The following is a 24,088-nucleotide window of genomic DNA, read 5'->3' as shown; positions in this document are numbered from 1 at the left end:
CTCACCTCCCCTGCAATCCGGCAGCGATGACCGCGCGACCGATCGGTGCAGCCACCGAACCACCGGTCGCTGCGAGTGCGCGGTCGCCACCGTCCTCGACGAGTACGGCGATGGCAATTTTCGGTGCCTCGGCCGGCGCGAAAGCGATGTACCACGCGTGCGGTGGTGTGTTCCGAGGATCGGTCCCGTGTTCGGCAGTGCCGGTCTTCGATGCGATCTGCACGCCGGGGATCTTGCCCTGTGAACCGGCATTGTTCTCGGCGCCGATCATCAAATCGGTCAGAGTCGAAGCGACCTCCGTGCTGATGGCCTGGCCTTCCGATTGTGGCTTGGTGGTCGAGAGGTCCGACAGATCCGGTGCCTGCAGCTGACTGATCAAGTGCGGCGCCATCCGAACTCCGTTGTTCGCCACTGTCGCTGCGATCACGGCATTCTGTAGCGGCGTCAGCGCAACATCTCGCTGACCGATGCTCGTCTGGCCCAGCGCGGCGTCATCGGGGATGGATCCGATCGTGCTGTCGGCGACGGGGAGCTGCAAGGACGTCGTATCTTCCCCGATACCGAACGCGCTCGCGGTATCTCGAAGCGCATCGGCACCGGTCTTGATGCCGAGCTCGACGAAGGCGGTGTTACAGGAGCGAGCGAACGCCTCACGTAGCGACGCCGTCGCCCCGCCGCCGCATGTGCTGCCGTTGTAGTTCTCGAGGGTGGTCTGGGTGCCGGGAAGGGTGATGTTCGACGCCGCCGTCAGCTGATCGTCAGGTGTAGCACCGTTCTCGAGGGCCGCTGCCGTGTCGAGGACCTTGAAGGTCGATCCCGGCGGGTAGGTCGCCGATATCGCGCGATTCAGCAACGGCTTGTCGGGGTCGGCGTTCAGTGCATCCCACGCCTCGGTGGTCTGTTGCCCGTCGTGACTCGCCAACGAATTGGGGTCGTAGCTCGGTGTACTCGCCATCGCGAGGACGTTGCCCGTCGAGGGCTCGATCGCGACGACGGATCCGGTGTAACCCTTGGAGGTGAGCTGGTCGTATGCCACCTGTTGTACGACGGGATCGATGGTGGTCACCACGTTGCCCCCGCGCGGGTCGCGTCCTGAAATCAGATCGAAGAGGCGACGACCGAACAGACGATCGTCCGAACCGTTGAGCACCTGATCTTCGGTGCGCTCGAGGCCACTGCTCGAGTAGAGCATCGAGTAGAACCCGGTGACAGGCGCATTCGCCAACGGGCTCGACGTCGCCGCCGGATTCGACGGGTAGGTGCGTAGGTATTTGTATCGATCGTCGGTAGCGAGCGATGCGGCAAGGACCTGGCCCCCTGCCGAAATTTGTCCGCGCTGGCGTGAGTACTCGTCGAGTAGTACGCGCGAGTTACGTGGATCGGTCCGCAGATCGTCCGCCTTGATCACCTGCAGGTAGGTCGCATTGGCGAGAAGAGCCACGACCATGACCATGACGGCGATGGAGACCCGTCGAAGTGGAGTGTTCACGGGCGTTTCACCATTTCGGTCGGCGCTTCCGCGATCGGCGTCGCCACCACCGGCTTCTTGTTCGGAACGGCGGGCTCACGCGCTGCGTCGGAGATCTTGATCAACAACGCCAGCAGTAGATAGTTGGCGAGCAGCGAGGATCCGCCGTACGACATGTACGGGGTGGTGAGTCCGGTGAGCGGAATCAGCTTGGTTACGCCACCCACCACGACGAACAACTGAATGGCGATGGTGAACGCGAGCCCGGCAGCGAGAAGTTTGCCGAAGCTGTCACGAACGGCGAGCGCGGTGCGCAGGCCACGGATGATGAAGACCAGGTAGAGGACCAGGACCGCAGTGAGTCCGATGAGTCCGAGCTCCTCGCCGACTGTCGCAATGATGAAGTCGGTCTTCGCGAACGGCACCTGCGACGGACGCCCACTTCCCAGACCGGTACCCGCGAGGCCGCCTGTGGCGAAGCTGAACATCGACTGGACGATCTGATAGCCGGTGTCGTTGTAGTCCTCGAACGGATGCAGCCAGGTATCGGTGCGGATCTTGACGTGTCCGAAGACTTGATAGGCGAAGAGGAAGCCGATCAACAGCAGCGCGAATCCGATGATGAGCCAGCCGACGCGTTCGGTGGCGATGTAGATCATCACCAGCACGGTGCCGAAGATCAGCAGCGACGTACCGAGGTCCTTCTCGAACACGAGGACGGCGACCGAGACGATCCACACCAGCAGGATCGGACCGAGGTCGCGCGCACGGGGAAAGTCCATCCCGAGTACATGTTTGCCGGCAGTGGTGAACAGTTCACGCTTGGCGACGAGGAGCGATGCGAAGAAGATCAGCAACAGGATTTTCGCGAACTCACCGGGCTGAAGGCTGAAGCCGGGCAGCCGAATCCAGATCTTCGATCCATTGACCTCGGAGAACGCCGACGGAAGCAGTGCGGGAATGGCGAGCAGCACCAAGCCTGCCAGACCGACGGTGTAGCTGTAGCGCGCCAGCGTGCGGTAGTCCCGCAACAGGACCAGCACGGCGATGAATCCGGCGATCGCAAGGGTCGTCCACAGCACCTGCTGATTGGCGTCCGGCGACGGGATCTCCTGACCCAGGTAGGCGGCCGACTGTTGGTCGGCGAGATCGAGCCGATGGATCAGCACGAGGCCGAGACCGTTCAACAGCGCCACTATCGGCAGCAGCAGTGGGTCCGCGTACGGGGCGAATCTGCGGACTGCGAGATGCGCCACCGTCACCAACGCCAGATAGGCCAGCGAGTACTTGACGAGGTCGAGGGTGATGGTTTGTTCTTGGCTTGCCTCTACCAACACCAGGGACAATGTGGTGATCACGACCGCTATCCCGAGCAACAGCAACTCGACGTTACGTCGGTTCGACTGAACGGGGGCCGGAGCAAATCCTTCCGGCGGACTCGGAAAGGATGCCCCCACAGAAGAATTGGAGCTCATCAAATACCGGCCCTACAGTTCTGACCTGCTACTTGTGGTGCTGACGGTGCTGGGGTGGCCGTTGGTTCGGGCAGGACAGGTGGCGGGGCATCGGGCGCCGGAGGCAACGCTGGAGCACCGGGCGGCGGTGGCACCGGTGGCGCCGTCGTCGTAGTAGCGGGGGTCGCAGGCTCGGGCTCGCACAGCGGCAACAGGTCACCGGCGGCTAGCTGCTTCATCTGTCCGTTCGCCTCGTCGAGCTTGCCCGACGGCAGTCCGGCTCGTACCTGTTCCCGAGCAGCGGGCACCAAATCGTCGACCTCGAAGACGTCACATGAGCTTGCGGAAGAATCGGGGCCACGCAGGGTGAGCGCGCCGTCTGCGTCGAGGCAGCCGACGGAGTGGACCGTCTGAAGCGAGTAACCCAGTATCGAACCCGGAACTCCGCGCATGACGGCGACGCGGTTGTTCTCCTCGCCGACGTAGTAGTTGTTTCGGATCGCCGCATTGGCGACGAAGGCGCCGCCGACCAGCAATGCGATGAGTGTCAGCGCGACCAACGACCAGCGGAGCTTGTGCGACTTCTTCTCGGGTTCCGGTGCGGGAGTGGCGATTCGCTTCGGTGTCGACCTCGGCGGCCGCATAGCCGCAGCACGACCGGCGGCGGTGTTGAGCGGCGGTGAGTACTCTTCTTCCTCGGTACTGGCCGCACCCCCGACGATCGGGTGACTCTGGCCGTAGTCGAGGTCGATGACGTCCGCGACGACGACGGTGACGTTGTCCGGTCCACCACTTCGTAGAGCAAGTTCGATGAGGCGGTCGGCGCTCTCGGCGCAGTCACCCTCGTTCATGGTGTTCTCGATGGTTTCGTCGCTCACCACGTCGGACAGACCGTCCGAGCAGAGCAGGTAACGATCACCCGCACGAACCTCGCGGACGGTCAGCGTCGGCTCGATTTCGTTGCCGGTCAACGCCCGCATGATGAGTGAGCGCTGTGGGTGTGTGTGCGCCTGCTCGGGGGTGATCCGGCCCTCGTCTACGAGCGACTGAACGAAGGTGTCGTCGCGAGTGATCTGGGAGAGCTTGGTGTCGCGAAGCATGTATGCCCGCGAATCGCCGATGTGAACGAGGCCGATCTTCTTGCCTGCAAAGAGAATTGCGGTGAGGGTCGTGCCCATCCCGTCGAGCTCGGGCTCGTCTTCGACCTGATCGGCGATGGAGGCATTGCCCTCGCGAGTCGCCGCTTCCAGCTTGCCGAGAAGGTCGTCACCCGGCTCGTCGTCGTCGAGGTGCGCCAGGGCGGCGATCATCAATTGCGAAGCGACCTCGCCCGCGGCATGTCCGCCCATCCCGTCGGCCAGCGCGAGGAGTCGAGCTCCTGCGTAGACGGAGTCTTCGTTGTTCGATCGCACGAGCCCGCGGTCACTACGGGCCGCATAACGTAATACAAGAGTCACGGGCGCAACTCGATCACGGTTTTGCCTACACGCACCGGAGTGCCGAGGGGGACGCGGACGGCAGTGGTCACCTTGGCCCGGTCGAGGTAGGTGCCATTGGTCGAACCGAGATCTTCGACGTACCAGTCACCCCCGCGTGGCGAGATGCGTGCGTGCCTGGTCGACGCGTAGTCGTCGGTCAACACGAGTGTCGAGTCGTCGGCGCGGCCGATGAGAACCGGTTGCGTGCCGAGAGAAATGCGAGTTCCGGCGAGACCGCCCTGTGTTACCACTAGATTCTTGGCAACCTTCTGTTTGTTGAACGAGGGAAGAACCTTCGAGCCCCGGGAATAGCGTGCTGGCATACGCATGCCGGAAGCGGCGTATATGTCGCTCCGTAGGGTTCGTAGGACGGCCCAGACGAAGAACCAAAGCAAGAGTAGAAAACCCGCTCGGGTCAGCTGCAGAATCAATCCCTGCACAGCCGTCCACCTCCTTTGCCACATCTGTGTCGACCAGCGTGGAAAACACGCCGGTTCCTTCCCCCATGCACGCACCACGTGCAGACGTTTTCACACACAGCATCCTAGAGAGAAGCTGTGTGTGTCGATCACCATACTGGCGGGGTGCGCTAAACGATGCGGACCAATATTTCGGAGTGTCCTGCGCGGATCACGTCGCCGTCTGCCAACTGCCAATCCTGAACGGATGCGCCGTTGACGGTGGTGCCGTTGGTCGAACCTAGATCAGACAACATCGCGACGCGTCCATCCCAACGGATTTCGACGTGTCGCCTCGATACTCCGGTGTCCGGGAGCCGGAACTGGGCATCTTGACCACGGCCGATGATGTTCTGGCCTTCGCGAAGCTGGAAGTAGCGGCCGCTACCGTCCTCGAGCTGCAATGTCGCGGCCAGACTCTGAGCATCGTTGTAGGCGGGCTCGGCATAACCATAGTCGGGCTGTTGATATCCGCCTTGCTGGTAGCCGCCCTGCTGAGACTGATAGTCGTATGCGGGCTGCTGGTAGGACGCGGGCTGCTGATAGGAAGCAGGCTGTTGTGCGGGCTCGGCGTAGCGCTGGTCCCCGTAGGCCTGCTGGGGCTCCCCGTAGGCCGGCTGCTCGCCGTAAGCGGGCTCGGCGTACGCCTGCTGGCCATAGGCTTGCTGGTCCGAGTAGCCCTGCTGGTCCGAGTAGGCCTGCTCGGGTGGCGGCTGAGCCGAGTAACCCTGCGCGTAACCACCCTGCGCGTAACCACCCTGCGCGTAACCCTGATCCGAATACGCTTGCTGGTCGTACCCCTGATCTCCGTAGGCCTGCTGTTCGTAGCCCTGGTTGTACTGATCACTTCGGGGCTGACCCTGCTGCGGAGGAGCCTCGGAATCGGCGCCGTAAGCGCCGTTCGCATACGGAGCGCCGTTGCGGCGCGCGTCGTATCCGTTCTGGTCGCGGCCCTGCGCATAACGCGGATCTTGGCCGGGAGCCGGATACCCGTTGTGGGCGCGCGGATCGGGGCGAGAGCCGTCAGCGGGTTCGCGTTGCGGGTCGTAGCCTGGGTTCTGCGTCATGGGGCCGGCTCCTGATGTCGACTTAGGTGGGGCTGACGGTCGCGGGGGGCGTAGGCCGGCCGCCGAGGCGTTACCGGTTGCAGTCGACGATCGTCCCACATCGGGATCGACCGAACCACTGGCCCGGAACTGACCGGTGTGCAAGGTGGGCGACGGTTCGAATCGAACCACGACATCCCCGTACGTCTGCCAGCCCTGATCACGAATGTAGTCACCGAGGTGGCGAGAAAAAGCCTTCACGGTCAGATCGTGATCTGCGGCGAGTCCGTCATGGTCGGAACTGTTGATGGTGATCACATAGCTGTTCGGTGCGAGGTAGTGGCCGCCGTCGAGCGGACGGACCAGGTCCGACGCTTCTTGTTGAAGCGCTGCCTCGACTTCCTGCGGAACCACTCCGCCACCGAACACTCGGGCGAATACGTCACCGACCGCGCCCTGTAGCTTTCGCTCGAAACGCTGGACAATACCCATGGTGACCTTCCCTCCCTTATAGTGCTCGGTCTGCATCGTTCCTGCTCGAGGAACCAACTTCGAGTAGGAACCGAACGCGTGACCGCGAACGCGTGTCTGCTCGAGGTCTTCGTCCATGCATGATATACGTTGCGGGTCGGTAAGCACCCGTGCGCTGAACGGTCGACTTCTCGATTTCTTCGTCGCCGGATGTGCGTGTTAACGTTCACCGGTCACCCGGGCGGGTGGCGGAATGGCAGACGCGCTGGCTTCAGGTGCCAGTGTCCTTCGGGACGTGGGGGTTCAAGTCCCCCTCCGCCCACAACACTGGTCGCAGCTGATTCGTTCGCTGCGGCCAGTGCTTTATCTACGACCGAGATGTCGCGATGAACACACGGAAAGCCCGGCCGAATTCCTTCGGCCGGGTTTTCTTTTGTGCCTGCTCAGGTGCCCTTCTTGATCATCTCCGCGCACTTTTCACCGATCATCATCGTGGTGATGTTGGGGTTGACGGCCACGATTTTCGGCATGATCGACGCATCGGCCACGCGCAAGTTGCGTACCCCCTTGACCCGCAACTGCGGATCGAGGGGTGCGTCGGGATTATCGGCCGCGCCCATCGATACCGAGCCTGTGGGGTGGTAGACGGTGTTGTGGGTGCGCGTGATGTAGTCGGCGATCTCGTCGTCGGTGCGTACGTCGTCACCTGGGAACAACTCCATTCCCGCCCATTCGGCCATCGCAGGCTGCCCGACGATCTCGCGGGCCAGCCTGATCCCGTAGGTCATGATCTGCATGTCGTACGGGTCCGAGAAGTACTTCGGATCGACCCGCGGCTTGTCGCGGAAGTCTCGGCTGCGCAGACGGACTGTGCCGCGCGACCGTGCATCCGTGACATTCGGGGTCAGACAGAACGCATTCTCCGAGGTGGGGTAGCCCTGTCGTAACGTGTGCATGTCGAAAGGGGTGTTGCCGAAATGGAACATCAGGTCCGGTCGGTCGCGTTCCTTGTCGATGCGGGTGAAGATTCCTACTTCCCACCACTGCAACGACTCGGTGACCATCGGTTTCTTCGCGTCCCACGAGATGACGCCCTCTGGGTGATCCTGCATGTGCGAGCCGACGCCGGGTGAATCCACCACCACCTCGACACCTAACTCGCGTAGGTGGTCGGCCGGGCCGATGCCGGAGAGCATGAGCAACTTGGGGGAGTCGATGGCGCCGGCCGAGACGATGACCTCACGGTCGGCGTGGATGGTGTCGGTGTGCACCAGGTCCGGGTTCAGAACCTGTACGCCCGTGCATCGCTTGTCCGCGTCGATGATGAGCTTCTTGACCCAGAGACCGGTGAGGACCTCGAGGTTGCTGCGCGTGTTCATGACCGGGTGTAGATAAGACACCGAAGACGAGGACCGCACGCCGTCCGCCAGCGCGTTCACCTGGAAGAACCCGGCGCCCGCGACAACCGTGCCGTTGTTGAACTGCACGGTGGGGATGCCGGCTTGCTCACACGCTTCGAGAATCGCCACACCTGCCGGGTCCACGGCTTCGATGTTCCGGATGCGCACTGGCCCGTCGTGACCGTGGTGCGTGCCCGGTTGGTCGTTGTTCTCGAGCTTTCGAAGCAGCGGCAGCATCTGCTCGGAATCCCAGCCGATGGCACCGTACTTGCCGGCCCACTCGTCGAGATCCTCGGTAGGCGGCCAGAAAGCGATGCACGAGTTGTGTGAGGAACATCCGCCCAGCACCTTCGCCCGCGACTGGCGCATGAACGAGTTACCGTGCTCTTGCGGTTCGATCTGATAGTCCCAGTCGAAACCTGATCCGAGCAGTGCAGGCCAGCGGGTGAGCTGGAGGACTGCGTCGACGCCGACGTCGCTGGGGCCGGCCTCGACCAACGCGACGGTGACGGACGAGTCCTCACTGAGACGTGCCGCCACGGCCGCGCCGGCGCTGCCGCCACCGACGACCACGTAATCGAATCGCTTTTCGGACATGTTTCTTGCGCCTCTCCTTGTACCGAACCGAACCGAACCGAAGAATCGGTGGTGTGCTCAGTGCTGCGGGAACCAGCCGGTGACCGCGGGCCGGAGGTTCTGGTAGATGTGCTTGATCTCCTGGTATTCGGCCAGACCGGTCGGACCCAGTTCGCGGCCGTTGCCCGACATGCCGAATCCGCCCCACTCGGCTTGTGGCAGGTAGGGGTGGAAGTCGTTGATCCACACGGTGCCGTGGCGCAACCGCGCTGCCACGCGTTCGGTCTTTCCGGCGTCCTGGCTCCAGACGCCTGCGGCGAGCCCGTACCGAGTGTCGTTGCCGATGGCGATGGCCTCCTCCTCCGTGTGGAAGGTCTCCACGGTGACGACGGGACCGAAGCCCTCTTCCTGAACCACCGACATTGCGGTGTTGCAGCCGTCGAGGACTGTCGGCAGATAGTAGAAGCCCGCCTCGAGTTCACCGGTGCCCCATTCGGCGCCGCAGCCGACGACGGCCCCTTCCTCGATGCCAGCGTCGACGTAGGCGGTGACCTTGTCACGATGGTCCGCCGAGATGAGCGGACCCGTCTCCGCAGCTTCGTCGAACGGCCCGCCCAAGCGAATCTGCTTGGCCCGCCGGATCAACTCCTGAACGAAGCGGTCGTGGATGGACTCCTCGACGATGAGACGCGCTCCTGCCGAGCACACCTGGCCGCTGTGTACGAAGGCTGCGTTGAGGGCATTGTCGACGGCCGCATCGAAGTCGGCGTCGGCGAAGACGACATTGGGGTTCTTCCCGCCGAGTTCGAGCGCCACCTTCTTGACCGTCTGCACTGCCGCTGCAGCGACCACGCGGCCCGTCGCGAGCCCGCCGGTGAACGAGACCATGTCGACATCGGGATGTTCCGACAACGGCGCGCCCGCGGTGGCACCGGCGCCGAGCACGAGGTTCGCCACGCCTGCGGGTAGTCCGAGCCCATCGAGTACATCCATCAGAAGCATCGCAGTGTGCGGGGTGAGTTCGCTGGGCTTGAGCACGAATGTGTTGCCCGCTGCGAGAGCGGGTGCCACCTTCCACGCCACCTGCAGGAGAGGGTAGTTCCAGGGGGTGATCATTCCGCAGACACCGATGGGCTCGTACACGACCTTGCTCACGACGTCGGGCATGCCCGGATCCACGACCCGCCCCGCCTGCTGCCCGGCGAGCACCCCGAAATAGCGGAAGCTGGCACTGATGTCGTCCATGTCTATTTCGCTCTCCGCGAGGCGCTTGCCCGTATCGAGTGACTCGGCGCGGGCGAACTCGTCCTTACGTTGTTGGATCGCATCAGCGACCCGTAACAACAACGCGCCACGTTCGCTCGCCGAGGTGGAACTCCATACTCCGGCGTCGAATGCGCGTCGGGCGGCGGCGATGGCCGCTGCGGTATCGGCACCATCTGCCTCGTCGACGGTGCCGACGAGTTCGCCGTTCGCCGGGCAGTGGATCTCCCGAGTTCCGTCGTTGACCGCAGAGGTCCACTCACCATCGATAAACAACGTCTTGGGCATGAGGCTGGTCTCCTTGCTGCGTGGGTTGTGCTGATAGGGCTGTCCGTGCGGTTGTAGCGGTCAAGAACCGCCGCTGTTCTCCTCGAGCTGGAGGAAAGTCAGGTGCCCTTCGTAATGGTCCAGGATATCTTCGATGACCTGGTCTTTCGTATATCCCATGATGTCGTATCCCTGACCGGAACCACCGTCCAAATAGACCTCCATCCGGTAGTACTCGTCTTCGGTGCGAGGCAGAGTCAGCCCGAAGGACGGGACGGCGACCTTGCGTCGCCACACCTGATAGCGGAACGGATGAGCGTGGTCTGCACCGACCTCGAGTTCGTACAGGTCCTCGGTGTCATCGACGGGACCGCATCGGGCATCGATCCCTTGCGCCCGCATTTCTTCGACGACCTCGTTGAAACTCGGCAACACCACCTCGCGTCCGAACTCTCGCACTCGGTCCTCGCCGGGGAATCTGAGAACCCGACTGAGTCGGTGGCGCCAGGACCAATCGACTCCGCGGTTTCCTCCGGTGCGGACCGAGAGCGAGCCCGGCAAACTCTGCTCGGCGCTTTCGATTCGGAACGTTTCCACTCTCAGCGACCGGTAGAGCCCGATCATGACGAGGATGATGACGAAGGCGAAGGGCAAGCCCATGATGACCGCAGCATTCTGCAAAGCTCCGACGCCGCCTACGACGAGCATGGCCACGGTCAAACCGCCTGTCGCCAGCGCCCAGAAGATGCGAAGCGGCGCGTTCCCGTCGTGTTGCGGGCTCGGCAGGTGCGAGGAGAGGTTGGCCATCACCAGCGCGGCCGAGTCCGCGGACGTGACGTAGAAGAGAAGAGCGGTGAAGGTGGCGAGGGCGGCGATGAAGATGAATGCCGGGTAGTCCCTCAGTAGTTCGTAGAACGCGCCCTCCGGGTTGAGGATCGCTTGTTCGCCGAATTCGCTGTCACCGCCGCGAACCCGCTGAAGGGCAGAGTTTCCGTAGACCGAGGCCCACATGAGGATGTAGAGAAAGGGGATCGTCAAAGTCCCGAGTACGAACTGGCGGATGGTGCGGCCTCGAGAGATCCGCGCAAGGAAAAGGCCGACGAACGAGGCCCACGCGATCCACCAGGCCCAGAAGAACAGTGTCCAGTCGGTCATCCATGTGCCGGTGTCCTCGAACGCGAAGGTCTGACCGACCATGTTCGGGAACAGTCGACCGAAGTCACTGACGTTCAGAACTAGGGCGTCGAGCAGGAACTGGGTTTGGCCCATGACGAGCACCCAGATCGACAGTGCGAATGCCAAGAACACGTTGAGGAGCGAGAGAATCTTGATGCCCTTGTCCACGCCCGAGGTGGCCGAAAGTGTGGCAATGGCAACACCGACGGCGACGATGCCGATTTCGACACCGGTGCTGACCTCCAGTCCGAAAACTACGTTCAGTCCCACGTTGATCATTACGACACCGATTCCCAGCGAGGTCGCCACGCCGAAGATCGTTCCGAGTAGTGCAGCGAAGTCGACAGTGTCGCCCAGCACACCCTTGACGCGTTTGCCGAAGATGGGCGCGAGTGCCGAGCGGATCGCCAGCGGCTGATTTTTCCGATACGCGAAGTAGGCCAACGCGATCCCCATCAGGGCGTAGAGGCCCCATCCGCTGATTCCGTAGTGGAAGAGCGTCCATACGGTCGCCTCGCGGGCAGCATCCACTGAACCGGCTTCGGTGCTCGGTGGTTGGAGGTACTGCGTCACCGGCTCGGAGACGGCGAAGTACATCAGATCGGTGCTGATGCCGGCGGCGAAGAGCATCGACGCCCATGACAGCAACCCGAACTCCGGTTGCGAGTGAGCGGGCCCCAGTTTGAGATTGCCGAACCCCGAGAAGGCCAGGTAAAGAACGAAAACGAGCACGATTGCGACCAGCGCCACGTAGAACCACCCGAACCAGTCCGACGTCCACGTCACTGCACTGCCGAGCACACTCTCCGCGTTCTCCGGTGCGATCAGCGCCCAGATCGTAATCGCAAGAGTGAACAGTGCAGCGGGTACGAAGACCCGCCAGTTCACCCGCGATCGAGCCTCCGGTACTTCGGCCACATCTGGCTTGGAATCCTCGACCGATGAACTCACAAATCTGTTCCCTTCTGTTGCCTGCGCACCAGGACGGTGGTGTCGGCACTGTGCTCGTAAACACAGCAAAACACTGGAGATGACACTGTCGTTGTCCTCACCCTAGCCCGCAGGGCCCGGGCTCTGAGCCCTTTGAGCTGCGCGAATTCGAGTTAGCACAGTAAGTCGGTCCAGCTCGAGCCGGACTGTTTCCCTTGGCTGCGGCTCCGCTGCGAAGACCGGATCCGAACGTCAGGTGTCGGACTGGTCGATGCCCAATGCACTGTTCGCCGAGTGCAATCCGGCTTTCGGCCGCACTGCGGGCGCCCGCCCTGAACTCGGCGGGCGCACTTTCGCCGAACCCAGGTGACGAATTACACCGACGTTGTTTCCCGATGTCCTTCGGTGACACCCGGATTGTGAGCCCGAGGGCAATTCCGGGCAGTGTCTCTCTCGGGTCGCTTCTCGCGTACGAAACCGGAGCGCAGGGGTCGATCTGGGCTTGAAAATAATTTTGTGAACCCCCAGCTCGAGGACATTAATAGGTTAACCTTATTTGCAGTGTTACCAGGGTACTGATTTATCGTTTGTCATTGGACCGGCGTACAAACGGCCGATCCACCCGAACGAGGCTTGCGTGTGCCCCCGAGCTGATCTGCTCGACGGTAGGCAAGGACCGACGCTCGGGGGTGCTGCTTCAACGGCGAACGGCACCCAACAGCCGTCCGCGACGGCCGGTGATCTGTGCCGAGCCGCTCTGGCGTACTTGAAAGCTGGACTTATCCGAAGGCTAGGTATGAAGCACACTCCGGGCCCGCAAGGCCTCTACGACCCCCGTAACGAGCATGACTCCTGTGGAGTTGCGTTCGTGGTGGACATACACGGTCGCCGTAGCCGTGACATCGTCGAAAAGGCCATCACTGCGCTGGTCAATCTCGAGCATCGGGGCGCCGCCGGCTCCGAACCCAACACCGGCGACGGCGCTGGAATCCTTATTCAGGTACCGGACGCGTTCTTCCGAGCCGTCGTCGATTTCGAACTGCCCGCCGCGGGCGCGTACGCCACCGGAATCGCTTTTCTGCCGCAAGGCAAAGTCGATGCCGCTCGGGCGTGCGAGGACGTCGAGAAGATCGTCGAGAACGAGGGCCTGACCGTTCTGGGCTGGCGTGATGTTCCCACCGACGACTCCTCTCTCGGGGCACTTGCGCGAGATGCGATGCCCACGTTCCGTCAGTTGTTCTTCGGCTCTTCCGATTCCTCCGTTACGGATATGGATCTCGAGCGTCGCGCATTCGTCATCCGCAAACGCGTCGAGCACGAGCTCGGCGAACAGGGGCCCGGCAAAGGCGGCCCCGGCCGCGAGACCGTGTACTTCCCGTCCCTGTCCTCGCAGACGTTCGTCTACAAGGGCATGCTGACGACCCCACAGCTCAAGGGCTTCTACATCGATCTGCAGGATGATCGTGTCGAAAGCGCACTCGGACTCGTGCACTCACGTTTCTCGACCAACACGTTCCCGTCGTGGCCGTTGGCGCACCCGTTCCGTCGCGTCGCACACAACGGCGAGATCAACACCGCGACCGGCAACGAGAACTGGATGCGTGCCCGCGAGGCCCTCATCACCTCCGACGTCTTCGGCGGTCCCGACGCGCTGAAGAAAATCTTCCCCGTCGTCACCCACGGTGCAAGTGACACAGCTCGTTTCGACGAAGTACTCGAACTGTTGCACCTCGGCGGCCGCAGTCTTCCGCATGCCGTACTCATGATGATCCCCGAGGCTTGGGAGCGTCACGAGAGCATGGATCCCGCCCGTCGTGCGTTCTACCAGTACCACTCTTCGCTGATGGAGCCCTGGGACGGCCCCGCCTCGGTGTGCTTCACCGACGGCACCGTCATCGGAGCAGTGCTGGACCGCAACGGTCTGCGTCCGAGCCGGCTGTGGATCACCGACGACGGTCTCGTCATCATGGCGTCCGAGGTCGGCGTGCTCGACATCGATCCGGCGAATGTCGTCAGCAAGGTTCGTCTCCAGCCCGGACGGATGTTCCTCGTGGACACCGCTCAGGGTCGCATCGTTTCCGACGACGAGATCAAGGACGAGCTCGCTGCGGAGCACCCGTATCAGCAATGGCTCGACGACGGTCTCACCGAGATCGACGATCTGCCCGACCGCCCGCATGTGCACATGCCGCACGATCGCGTTCTCATCCGTCAGCAGATCTTCGGGTACACCACCGAGGAGCTGAGCGTTCTTCTCTCGCCGATGGCGAAGACCGGGGCCGAGGCCATCGGCTCGATGGGTACCGACACTCCGATTGCGGTTCTCTCGGCCCGCCCGCGGATGTTGTTCGACTACTTCTCGCAGCTGTTCGCGCAGGTCACCAACCCGCCGCTCGACGCGATCCGTGAAGAGATCGTCACGAGCCTCGGCGGCACCATCGGACCCGAGGGCGACCTGCTCGACCCTGGCGCCGACGCGTGCAAGCAGATCGTGCTCCCGACGCCGATCTTGCACAACGACGACCTGTCCAAGCTGATCCACATCAATGACGACGGCACGCAGGAAGGCCTGCGTTCGGTGGTCGTGCGCGGTCTGTATCCGGTGGCCGAGGGCGGCGAGGGACTTCGACAGTCGCTCGAGGCGATTCGGGCACAGGTATCTGCCGCGATTTCCGGTGGAGCGCGCATCGTCGTGCTCTCCGATCGTGAATCCAGCGAGAAGCTCGCGCCGATCCCGTCGCTGCTGCTGACCTCAGCGGTTCATCAGCACTTGGTCCGCGAGAAGACCCGCACCAAGGTCGGCCTGATCATCGAGTCCGGTGATGCCCGCGAGGTGCACCACATGGCGCTTCTCATCGGTTTCGGTGCGGCAGCGGTCAATCCGTACATGGCGTTCGAGTCCATCGAGGACATGATCGAGCGCGGTGCCCTCGCTGATATCGAGCTCGACAAGGCCGTCGCCAACTACATCAAGGCGGCAGGCAAAGGTGTCCTGAAGGTGATGTCCAAGATGGGCATCTCGACGTTGGCGTCGTACACCGGTGCGCAACTGTTCCAGGTGATCGGCCTCGCGCAGACCCTGGTGGACGAGTACTTCACCGGACTCAACAGTCAGCTCGGCGGTATCGATCTCGACCAGATCGCCGCTGATGTGCAGACGCGTCACGGCATCGCCTATCTCACCAACCGGCACGAGCGCGCGCACCGTGAGCTCGAGACCGGCGGGGAGTACCAGTGGCGTCGTGAAGGGGAGTACCACCTCTTCAACCCGGACACCGTGTTCAAGCTCCAGCACTCCACCCGCACCGGCCAGTACGACGTCTTCAAGGAATACACGAAGATGGTCGACGACCAGTCGGAGCGCCTGGCATCGCTGCGTGGACTGTTCCGCTTCAAAACCGAAGACCGGCAGTCGATTTCGATCGACGAAGTCGAACCGGCGTCGGAGATCGTCAAACGTTTCTCGACGGGAGCGATGAGCTACGGTTCCATCTCCGCCGAGGCGCACGAAACTTTGGCGATCGCAATGAACCGCCTCGGTGCGCGTTCGAATTCGGGTGAAGGCGGGGAGGATGTCTCGCGTTTCGAGCCCGACGAGAACGGTGACTGGCGACGCAGTGCGATCAAGCAGGTCGCGTCGGGACGCTTCGGTGTCACCTCGCACTACTTGACCAATTGCACCGATATTCAGATCAAGATGGCTCAGGGCGCGAAACCCGGTGAGGGCGGCCAGCTTCCGGCGCACAAGGTGTACCCCTGGGTTGCCGAGGTTCGCCACTCGACGCCAGGTGTCGGCTTGATTTCGCCTCCGCCGCACCACGATATCTATTCGATCGAGGATCTGGCGCAGCTGATCCATGATCTGAAGAACGCCAACCCGCAAGCGCGCATTCACGTCAAGCTCGTCTCGGAACTCGGCGTCGGCACCGTCGCCGCGGGTGTCTCCAAGGCGCACGCCGATGTGGTGCTCATCTCCGGTCACGATGGCGGTACCGGTGCAACGCCGCTGACGTCGGTCAAGCATGCGGGCGGGCCGTGGGAACTCGGTTTGGCCGAGACGCAGCAGACCTTGTTGCTCAACGGTCTTCGTGATCGCATCGTCGTCCAGGTCGACGGACAGCTCAAGACCGGACGCGACGTCATGGTTGCAGCTCTGCTCGGTGGTGAGGAGTTCGGTTTCGCAACAGCGCCTCTCGTCGTGACGGGATGCATCATGATGCGCGTGTGCCACCTCGATACGTGCCCGGTCGGTGTTGCCACGCAGAACCCGCTGTTGCGCAAGCGTTTTGCCGGTCAGCCGGAGTTCGTGGAGAACTTCTTCATGTTCATCGCCGAGGAAGTTCGCGAGCTGATGGCCGAGCTCGGATTCCGCACCCTCAACGAGGCCGTCGGCCAGGTGGCGCTACTGGATACCACCGCAGCGAAGGACGCGTGGAAGGCATCCAAGCTCGATTTGTCGCCGATTCTCGACGAGGTCGAGTCGGCGTTCATGAACCAGGACCTCTACAACACCGGTACCCAGGATCATGGCCTCGACAAAGCACTCGACCAGCAGCTCATCGTGCAGAGTCGAAATGCTCTGGACAAGGGCGAGAAGGTGTCGTTCTCCTCGAAGATCACCAACGTCAACCGCACGGTCGGCACCATGCTGGGCCATGAGGTGACCAAGGCGTACGGCGGCGTCGGCCTGCCCGAGAACACCATCGATATCACCTTCACCGGCTCGGCGGGCAACAGCTTCGGCGCCTTCGTGCCGGCCGGAATGACGCTTCGCCTCCACGGCGACGCCAACGACTTCGTCGGCAAGGGTCTTTCCGGTGGACGCATCGTCATGCGGCCCTCGCTCGATGCTCCCGAAGGCTTCGTCGCCGAGGACAACATCATCGGCGGCAACGTCTTCCTGTTCGGTGCCACCAATGGCGAAGCCCTCATCCGAGGCGTCGTCGGTGAGCGCTTCGCAGTACGTAACTCCGGTGCGGTGGCCGTCGTCGAGGGTGTCGGCGACCACGGTTGCGAGTACATGACCGGTGGCAAGGTCGTCGTCCTCGGTGAGACGGGCCGGAACTTCGGTGCCGGCATGTCCGGTGGCGTCGCATTCGTCTTCGACCCGGCCAAGACGTTCGAGGCGAACCTGAACACCGAGCTGGTCGATATCGAGGACATCGAAGGCGACGAGTTCATCTGGTTGAAAGACATCGTCACCCGTCATCACGAGGAAACGGGATCCGAAGTTGCAGAGCGAATCCTCAACGATTGGTCACAGCAGGTGAACCATTTCGTGAAGGTCATGCCGCGCGACTACAAGAAGGTACTGCTGGCCATCTCCGAAGCCGAGAAGAACGGCGCGGACGTGGACGAAGCGATCATGGAGGCAGCTCGTGGGTGACCCACAAGGATTTTTGAAGCACACGGTTCGTGAACTGCCGAAGCGTCGACCCGTCGACCTACGGTTGATGGACTGGAAAGAGGTCTACGAGGACTTCCCCAAGGAAGCCTTGCAGACACAGGCGAGCCGCTGCATGGACTGTGGTGTTCCGTTCTGCCACAACGGCTGCCCGCTGGGGAACCTGATTCCCGAGTGGAACGATCTGGTGTTCAAGGATCGTTGGCGCGAGAGCATCGACCGCTTGCACGCCACGAACAACTTTCCGGAGTTCACCGGGCGACTGTGCCCTGCTCCGTGCGAGGCGTCGTGCGTACTGGGAATCAACCAGGATCCCGTGACGATCAAGCAGGTCGAGGTCGAGATCATCGACAAGGCCTTCGAAGAGGGCTGGGTCACTCCCGTCTACCCGACGTTCCTGACGGGCAAGAGCATCGCCGTCGTCGGTTCGGGGCCTGCGGGATTGGCAGCCGCACAACAGCTGACACGTGCCGGACACACCGTCACCGTGTTCGAGCGGGCAGACCGCATCGGCGGGCTACTGCGCTACGGCATCCCCGAGTTCAAGATGGAGAAGCGCCACATCGACCGTCGTCTGGCGCAGATGGAGGCCGAGGGCACGGTCTTCCGTACCGGTGTCGATGTCGGAGTGGACATCTCGGCCGAAGAACTGCGCAAAGAGTTCGACGCCGTCGTTCTGTCCGGTGGTGCTACCGCGTGGCGCGATCTGCCGATCGAGGGACGCGAACTCGAGGGCATCTACCAGGCGATGGAGTTCCTTCCTGGAGCAAATCACGTGCAGCAGGGCGATTACGACGCTCCGCCCGTCACGGCGAAGGGCAAGAAGGTCGTGATCATCGGCGGCGGTGACACCGGTGCAGACTGCCTCGGCACCTCGCATCGTCAGGGCGCGGAGAGCGTTCACCAGTTCGAGATCATGGCTCGCCCGCCGGAAGAGCGTGCGACGTCCACCCCGTGGCCGTTGTACCCGTTGATGTACCGCGTCGCTTCGGCTCACGAAGAGGGCGGCGAGCGAGTGTTCTCGGTCAACACCGAGCGTTTCGTCGGTGCCGACGGCAAGGTCACGGGTCTCGAAGCGCACGAGGTCGAGTTCAAGGCAGGCAAGTTCGAGAAGGTCGAGGGCAGTGAGTTCACCCTCGAGGCCGATCTGGTGCTTCTTGCCATGGGTTTCGTCGGTCCCGAGAAGCCGGGACTGCTGACCGATCTCGGCGTGGACCTGAACGAGCGTGGCAACGTCAAGCGCTCGAACGAGTGGGTCACCAACGTGCCCGGTGTGTTCGTTGCCGGTGACATGGGCCGTGGGCAGTCGCTCATCGTGTGGGCCATCGCCGAAGGCCGTTCGTGTGCGGCTGCCGTCGATACGTTCCTCGAGGGTGTGACGGCCCTCCCATCGCCTATCGTCCCCACTCAGGCGCCGCAGCGCTGATCGGTTGAGCCAGAACGAGGTTATGGACGGAAAGCCGGTTTTTCCGCTCCATAACCTCGTTTTCGTTACCGATGGTGAGATGTCCTGGTTTTAGGTAACCTCCGTTTACCGATTGGGCATCAATTCGACATCAGCGACTGGCATCCTGACCCTCGAAGTCGAAAGTCCGCTACTGCAGTGAGGCCGTTACCATGCGCGTGAAGAAACTCGTCGCCACCGTCGGAGCCGTCATGGCGGTTGCTGCCGGGACGTCGGTCCTGTCGACGGAGACCGCGTCGGCCGATCCAGGTGGCTGCCCGGATCTGTATGTCGTCGCGATCCCGGGGACGTGGGAGACGAGTTCGGGCGCAGCGCCCAAACCGGGCATGCTCACGGTCGTCACCGACCGCATCGCGAGTTCGTCCGTACGCACCGATTACGTGTCGTACCCGGCCACCGCGTTTCCTTGGGAGGGCGGGATCTACGGGGAGTCTCGAGCGATCGCCACGGCGAATGCGGGCGGAATGCTCGAAGCGATGGCCGCGCAGTGCGGAGCAACGAAGCTCGGCATCATCGGTTACAGCCAAGGTGCCGACGCTGCAGGCGATCTCGCTGCGTCGATCGGAACGGGTCTGGGCGTGGTGCCGGCGAATCGGGTCGTCGCGGTCGGTCTGATCTCAGACCCGAAGCGTTCCGACGCTGATGCACTGGTCGGCCCCGAGGTCGTCGGTACCGGTGTCGGTGGCCCGCGCGTCGGTGGGTTCGGTTTCGTCAGCCCGGTGGTGAAGACGTTCTGCGCGATCGGTGATCTGTACTGCTCGACGCCCAAGGACGACTACATTTCCCGGCTGGCCGGCTTCCTCGCGGTGTCTTCCGATCCCAACCCCGATGTGGTCGCGAAGGCGCAGCAGGAGGCGCAGATTCTCATCGGCGATCTGTCGGCAGCGGGCGGTCTTCCGGTACTGCAGGGTCAGCTGACCGATCAGGCGAACGAGCAGCGTCGACGCGAAATCGACGCGTTCTATCGCTCTGGGATCCACCAGGAATACGGAAGCTATGCGGTGGACGGTAATGGAACGAGTGCAACGTCGTGGTTGGCGAACTACCTGCTCGATCAGGCTTGAGAAGGTCCGGCCTCGATGCAGGTCGGTTGGGTTCGCAGTAGGAGATAGACCACGATCGCCGCTGCTCCCATCCCCAGTGCGCTCCACGTGGCGGCGAGGGTGAGCCCGTCGACGAACGCCGCTCCCGCGATGTCTCGCAGTGCCGAATCCAGTGGTGGCGGAAGGTGGTCGGCAACGGTCATGCCGCCGCCGACGGTCTCGGACGCCGCCCCGGCGATGTCCGGCGGGGTATCCGGGGGCAGGGCGGCCTCGAGTCGGTGGCGGTAGACGGTCGATCCGATAGTTCCGAGGATGGCGATACCGACGGCGCCGCCGAGTTCGGCGCCGGTCTCCGACAGTGCCGAGGCGGCACCTGCTTTCTCCGGCGCCGCAGCTGTGAGGACGATGTCGGAGTTGAGCGTCGAAGACGCACCGACTCCGAGCGCCAGCAGAGACATGCCCACCACCAGTAGCGGCAGTCCGGAATCGGGTTGAATGAACGCCATCGCCGCGGCGCCGACGGCGATCAAGGCGAGTCCGCCGGCGATGATCGCTCCGGTCGAGACGATCTTGCTCAGGCTCGGTGCAAGTACCGCCCCGGCTCCGGCTGCGATCGCGGGGATCAGCAGCCACAGACCCGCCTCCAGTGGACCGAGCCCCACGATCAGCTGCAGATACTGCGAGGCGAACAGACTGAATCCGGTGAGCGCGAAGATCACCAGGAATTGAACGAGTACTGCTGCGCTGAAGGCACGTTCGGCGAACAGGGTGATGTCGATGAGGGGGTCGCGCCCGCGCCGTTGCCTTCGTAGGAAGAGCAAGCCCAGAACTGCTCCGGCGGTAGCCGTGGCGGTAGTCGTAGCGTCGATCCCGTCCTGTGCGCCGTGCTTGATTGCGTAGACGATCCCGAGCATCGCCGCGATCGACAGCACGACGCTGAGCGGGTCGAAGCGGCCCGGATCGGGATCCTTGAACTCCGACACCAGCAGCGGCGCCGAGATGAGCAGGACGACCATGATCGGAATGTTGATCAAAAACACCGAGCCCCACCAGAAGTGCTCGAGCAACGCCCCGCCGATGACGGGACCGAGGGCGCCGCCCCCGGCAAATCCGGCGGTCCACAGTCCGATGGCTTCCTTACGTTGACCCGGGTCATGAAACATGTTGCGTATCAACGATAATGTGCTCGGCGCAATGGTGGCGCCACCGACGCCCAGGAGTGCTCGCGAGAGAAGAAGCATCTCGGGTGATGTCGAGAAGGCTGCGAGCAGCGATGCGGCTCCGAAAACGACTGCACCGATCATCAGAAGTCTGCGACGGCCGATCCGGTCACCGACAGAACCCATCGTGATGAGCAGACCAGCCAGAAGGAAGCCGTACAGGTCGAGAATCCACAGTGTTTGGTTGCTGCTCGGTTCCAGGTCTGCGGTCATGAAAGGAAGCGCCAGGTAGAGCACCGACATGTCCATCGAGACCAGCAGGATCGGGATTACGAGAACGCTCAGTCCGAGCCAATCCTTGCGGGTTGCCTTCGGGGGGTCGCCGGTCATGGATCTCTTCTTCCGCCGCAATCACTTCTTTTGTTCGCCAACGCCGATGCGGAGGACCCACATGACGGTACCGTCGCATTCGGTGGTTGCCTGTCAGGTGCCACATACGAGAGGACGCAGTATGCCCAATGAGCTGAAGGTTGTCGCCACCATCACCGCCAAGCCGGAGTCGGTCGATGCCATACGAACAGGTCTGGCAACGCTGGCCGAAGAGTCGGCGAAGGAGAGCGGAAACGTCTCCTATGAACTGTTCGAGTCAGCTTCCGAGCCGGGCACTTTCGTCACCATCGAGGTGTGGGGATCGCAAGAGGACCTCGACGCGCACATGCAGACACCCCACCTGCAGAAGGCACTGGGCGAGTTCGGTGCCCACCTCGCCAGTGCACCGTCCATTCACCCGCTACGCGTAGTCGGGTAGTTTTCCGCCTGATTCGTTCGCTTCGCTGTCGCCGGGTTCGGTATCGAGAGTTCTAAAGACGATCCCGGAGACAGCGAGGAGAACGACGGTCAGACCGATTGCCAGCCAGCCTGTCGAGGTCATCTGCCCGTATCCGATCTCACGCGCGCCCGCAGCGGTGTAACTCATCGGCATGAACGCCGACAGGTGCCCCCAGATCGAGGCACTACTCGCATAGGCAGCTCCGCACACCACGACCTGGACGAGTAGCAAGCCGACGTTGACCGCTTGGCCGACGACGTTGCCGAGCAGGCGTTGGATTGCGCCGGCAGCGCCTAAATAGGCGGCCGCGGAAGCGACGAGGAACAGACCCGCTCCCAGTAGGGCACCGATCCCCGTGTCGGGTGCGGTGAACGCGAACGCCAATGCTGCACACACCCCGACGGCGAAGACGGCGACCGCGGCCGCAATCCAGCGGAAGCGGGAATCGCGGCTCAGAACCCGTACCAGGCTCACCGCGCCGATAGCACCGACCGCCACCAGTGCTGCAACCAGATACGGCGCCATCGGCGTGCTCGACGCGGCTGCCTGCGTCACCTCGGTCCCTGAAGAAGGTGCAGGTGAGCCCGCGCTCAGCTCCTTGGCCGTCGGGAGCCCGGCGGTTGCTTCTTGGACGTTGGTCGCGATACCGCTGACGATTCCGGAGACCGGGCCGACGGCGGTCACCAACTGGTCGGTTCCGGCTCGGAGTTGTCCGCCGCCGTCGTCGAGCTGGCCCAGTCCGTCTCGAAGTTGGACGGTAGCGTCGCCGAGCTGACCGGTAGCGGTCAGGAACTGGCCGGATGGATCGTTCAGCTCACCGGACAGCTGGCGTGCACCGCCTTTGAGGGTCTGCAGCTGATCGAGCGTCGATGGGCCGAATCCCTGGGTGTTCAGGGTGTCGATCACCGAGCGAATCTGGCCGGAGATGGCGTCGGATCCGGGGTGCGGGAAGCTGTCGATTTGTTGTGCAGTGGCTTCGAGCTTCGCCGTGAACTCACCCTGCTGAGCACCGAAGCCGGCGAGCTGATCGACGAGCTGATCGACTCCGCCACTGATCTGGGATGCACCGTCACCGAGTTGCCCGATGCCGTCACGGTATTGGACGAATCCGTCGGCGAGCTGAATCGTGCCGTCATGAGCTTGGGTTATTCCGTCGGCGAGGATCACGACGCCGTCGTTGAGCTGCTTACCGCCATCGGTCAGCTGGGATACGCCCCCGGACAGGAAGCTGATGGGTAAGCCTGCTTGCTGCAGGCTCTTCCTCGATGTGGCCAGGGGATCGCCGGCGGAGGCGCTGGGTGTACCCGCTGCCGTGTCCGCGGTGGCCGGCGCCGTGTTTTCGGGGCTCAGGTCGTAGCCCGCACCGAGCGCGAACGCTCCGGCCGCTACCAGCGGAAAGGCGAGAGCGACGAGGGCGGCGGTCGGTTGCCGGAGGATTCGAAATTTACCCATAGTGCTTTCGAGGCTAACCGGCCACTGACGGCACCATGACCACGAGAAGCCCTGATGTGGACTGAAACGCCGCTCTGAGCAGGCACTTTAAGAGCTCTCTGTGGAGTTGGCGGATCGGTCTCTGTTGCGGGGCAGCAAATCCCACACGTGTTGCGTCTCGTTTACCGCTGCGACCGATCGACTGCCGTTGCGGGAGTACAGGATTCGAGTGATCGAACAGTAGTCGATCGGGAATCCGAGCACCGTGGGGGTCTGCAGGATGTCCTGGAGCAGGATGTTGATGACACCGCCGTGGGCGAACACCACCACCGTGTCGGTGTGTTCGACTCCCGAGACCGCTGCGTCGATGCCGACGAGTACTCGCGTACGAAACGCGTCCTCGTCGACCTCCTCTGGTAGGTGTCCGGCCTTGATCCGGTCGAATGCATCGCGGAACTCGGTGCGCGCAAGTTCGATCGGAACGTAGCCGCCGAAATCTCGGTCGTATTCGGTGAGGCGCTCGTCGGACTCCAGCGTCGACCCCAGCTCGGCGGCCAAGACCGAGCCGGTCTGCCGGGCGCGGAGTTGAGTGCTCGAGACGGTCCTGGCAACCGCGAACCGGGCCAGCGCGGCAGGGATGCGGGCGGCCTGTTCGTGGCCGAGTTCGGCAAGTGGGGGATCGGCGGTGTCTTCGGAGCGCTGCGGGAGCGCATGGCGAACCAGTATGAGCTGCACCGTCCCTACTTAACCACCGTGCCTACTTGACCAC

At 63.0% G+C, this 24,088-nt stretch carries 15 protein-coding genes and 1 tRNA gene; 5 read left to right on the top strand and 11 right to left on the bottom strand.

From position 1 onward, the window contains the following. Window position 1: 1 nt before the first annotated feature. From QMK32_RS06425 to QMK32_RS06405, 5 genes are all read right to left on the bottom strand, one after another. Window positions 2-1,489: a peptidoglycan D,D-transpeptidase FtsI family protein gene (locus QMK32_RS06425; RefSeq protein ID WP_269301962.1), complete on the bottom strand. Its 1,488-nt coding sequence runs from the start codon at window positions 1,487-1,489 to the stop codon at window positions 2-4. Beyond that, entirely contained in the window at window positions 1,486-2,943 is a 1,458-nt protein-coding gene (locus QMK32_RS06420; protein WP_283473772.1) for an FtsW/RodA/SpoVE family cell cycle protein, read from the bottom strand. Before QMK32_RS06420 ends, QMK32_RS06425 begins: the two co-directional genes overlap by 4 nt. Then, window positions 2,943-4,379 (bottom strand): PP2C family protein-serine/threonine phosphatase, encoded by a 1,437-nt coding sequence (locus QMK32_RS06415; protein ID WP_283473770.1) that lies wholly within the window; start codon window positions 4,377-4,379, stop codon window positions 2,943-2,945. The genes QMK32_RS06420 and QMK32_RS06415 overlap by 1 nt, the downstream gene beginning before the upstream one ends. Beyond that, window positions 4,376-4,840, bottom strand: a complete 465-nt coding sequence (locus QMK32_RS06410) for an FHA domain-containing protein FhaB/FipA (protein ID WP_084348233.1) — start codon at window positions 4,838-4,840, stop codon at window positions 4,376-4,378. Before QMK32_RS06410 ends, QMK32_RS06415 begins: the two co-directional genes overlap by 4 nt. Window positions 4,841-4,989: 149 nt before the next feature. Further along, on the bottom strand, window positions 4,990-6,396 hold the full coding sequence (locus QMK32_RS06405) for an FHA domain-containing protein (protein WP_283473768.1): 1,407 nt from the start codon (window positions 6,394-6,396) through the stop codon (window positions 4,990-4,992). A 218-nt stretch (window positions 6,397-6,614) separates the two neighbouring features. Between QMK32_RS06405 and QMK32_RS06400 the strand changes: the two genes are divergently transcribed. Further along, a tRNA-Leu gene (locus QMK32_RS06400) sits at window positions 6,615-6,697 on the top strand. A gap of 121 nt (window positions 6,698-6,818) precedes the next feature. Here QMK32_RS06400 and QMK32_RS06395 read toward each other — a convergent pair. The 3 genes from QMK32_RS06395 to betT are packed head-to-tail and all read right to left on the bottom strand — an operon-like array spanning window position 6,819 to window position 12,008. Next, window positions 6,819-8,372 (bottom strand): GMC family oxidoreductase, encoded by a 1,554-nt coding sequence (locus tag QMK32_RS06395; protein ID WP_283473766.1) that lies wholly within the window; start codon window positions 8,370-8,372, stop codon window positions 6,819-6,821. Window positions 8,373-8,429: 57 nt separating this feature from the next. Next, window positions 8,430-9,902 carry an aldehyde dehydrogenase family protein gene (locus tag QMK32_RS06390; protein ID WP_283473764.1) on the bottom strand — a complete coding sequence of 491 codons (1,473 nt, stop codon included), beginning with the start codon at window positions 9,900-9,902 and terminating at the stop codon, window positions 8,430-8,432. Between the two features lie 60 nt (window positions 9,903-9,962). After that, window positions 9,963-12,008: a choline BCCT transporter BetT gene (gene betT, locus QMK32_RS06385; RefSeq protein ID WP_283473763.1), complete on the bottom strand. Its 2,046-nt coding sequence runs from the start codon at window positions 12,006-12,008 to the stop codon at window positions 9,963-9,965. 775 nt (window positions 12,009-12,783) lie between these two features. Here betT and gltB point away from each other — a divergent pair. The 3 genes from gltB to QMK32_RS06370 all read left to right on the top strand — a co-directional run bounded on the left by gltB (window position 12,784) and on the right by QMK32_RS06370 (window position 19,920). After that, the gene (gltB, locus tag QMK32_RS06380; protein WP_283473762.1) at window positions 12,784-17,373 is read left to right on the top strand and encodes a glutamate synthase large subunit; all 4,590 of its coding nucleotides are present in this window, start codon (window positions 12,784-12,786) and stop codon (window positions 17,371-17,373) included. Continuing rightward, window positions 17,366-18,817, top strand: a complete 1,452-nt coding sequence (locus tag QMK32_RS06375) for a glutamate synthase subunit beta (protein WP_283473761.1) — start codon at window positions 17,366-17,368, stop codon at window positions 18,815-18,817. The genes gltB and QMK32_RS06375 overlap by 8 nt, the downstream gene beginning before the upstream one ends. 191 nt (window positions 18,818-19,008) lie before the next feature. After that, entirely contained in the window at window positions 19,009-19,920 is a 912-nt protein-coding gene (locus QMK32_RS06370; RefSeq protein ID WP_283473760.1) for a cutinase family protein, read from the top strand. On the opposite strand, the gene QMK32_RS06365 is transcribed toward QMK32_RS06370, so the two are convergent. Next, window positions 19,911-21,449 (bottom strand): MFS transporter, encoded by a 1,539-nt coding sequence (locus tag QMK32_RS06365; protein ID WP_283473758.1) that lies wholly within the window; start codon window positions 21,447-21,449, stop codon window positions 19,911-19,913. The genes QMK32_RS06370 and QMK32_RS06365 overlap by 10 nt on opposite strands. 121 nt (window positions 21,450-21,570) lie before the next feature. On the opposite strand from QMK32_RS06365, the gene QMK32_RS06360 reads away from it, so the two are divergent. Continuing rightward, window positions 21,571-21,867, top strand: coding sequence for a putative quinol monooxygenase (locus QMK32_RS06360; RefSeq protein ID WP_283473756.1), 297 nt, complete (start codon window positions 21,571-21,573; stop codon window positions 21,865-21,867). Here QMK32_RS06360 and QMK32_RS06355 read toward each other — a convergent pair. Together QMK32_RS06355 and QMK32_RS06350 are read right to left on the bottom strand one after the other, a co-directional pair. After that, window positions 21,850-23,340, bottom strand: coding sequence for a phage infection protein (locus QMK32_RS06355; protein WP_283473754.1), 1,491 nt, complete (start codon window positions 23,338-23,340; stop codon window positions 21,850-21,852). The genes QMK32_RS06360 and QMK32_RS06355 overlap by 18 nt on opposite strands. Before the next feature lie 87 nt (window positions 23,341-23,427). Continuing rightward, a complete protein-coding gene (locus QMK32_RS06350) occupies window positions 23,428-24,054 on the bottom strand; it encodes a histidine phosphatase family protein (RefSeq protein ID WP_283473753.1) in 627 nt (208 codons plus the stop codon). Window positions 24,055-24,088: the final 34 nt, after the last annotated feature.

Origin of the sequence: Rhodococcus sp. H29-C3 (genome assembly GCF_030063405.1) — a bacterium.
Taxonomy (GTDB): Bacteria; Actinomycetota; Actinomycetes; order Mycobacteriales; family Mycobacteriaceae; genus Rhodococcoides.
The sequence above is the reverse complement of the archived record's forward strand: the minus strand, read 5'-3'. Positions and strand labels throughout refer to the sequence as shown.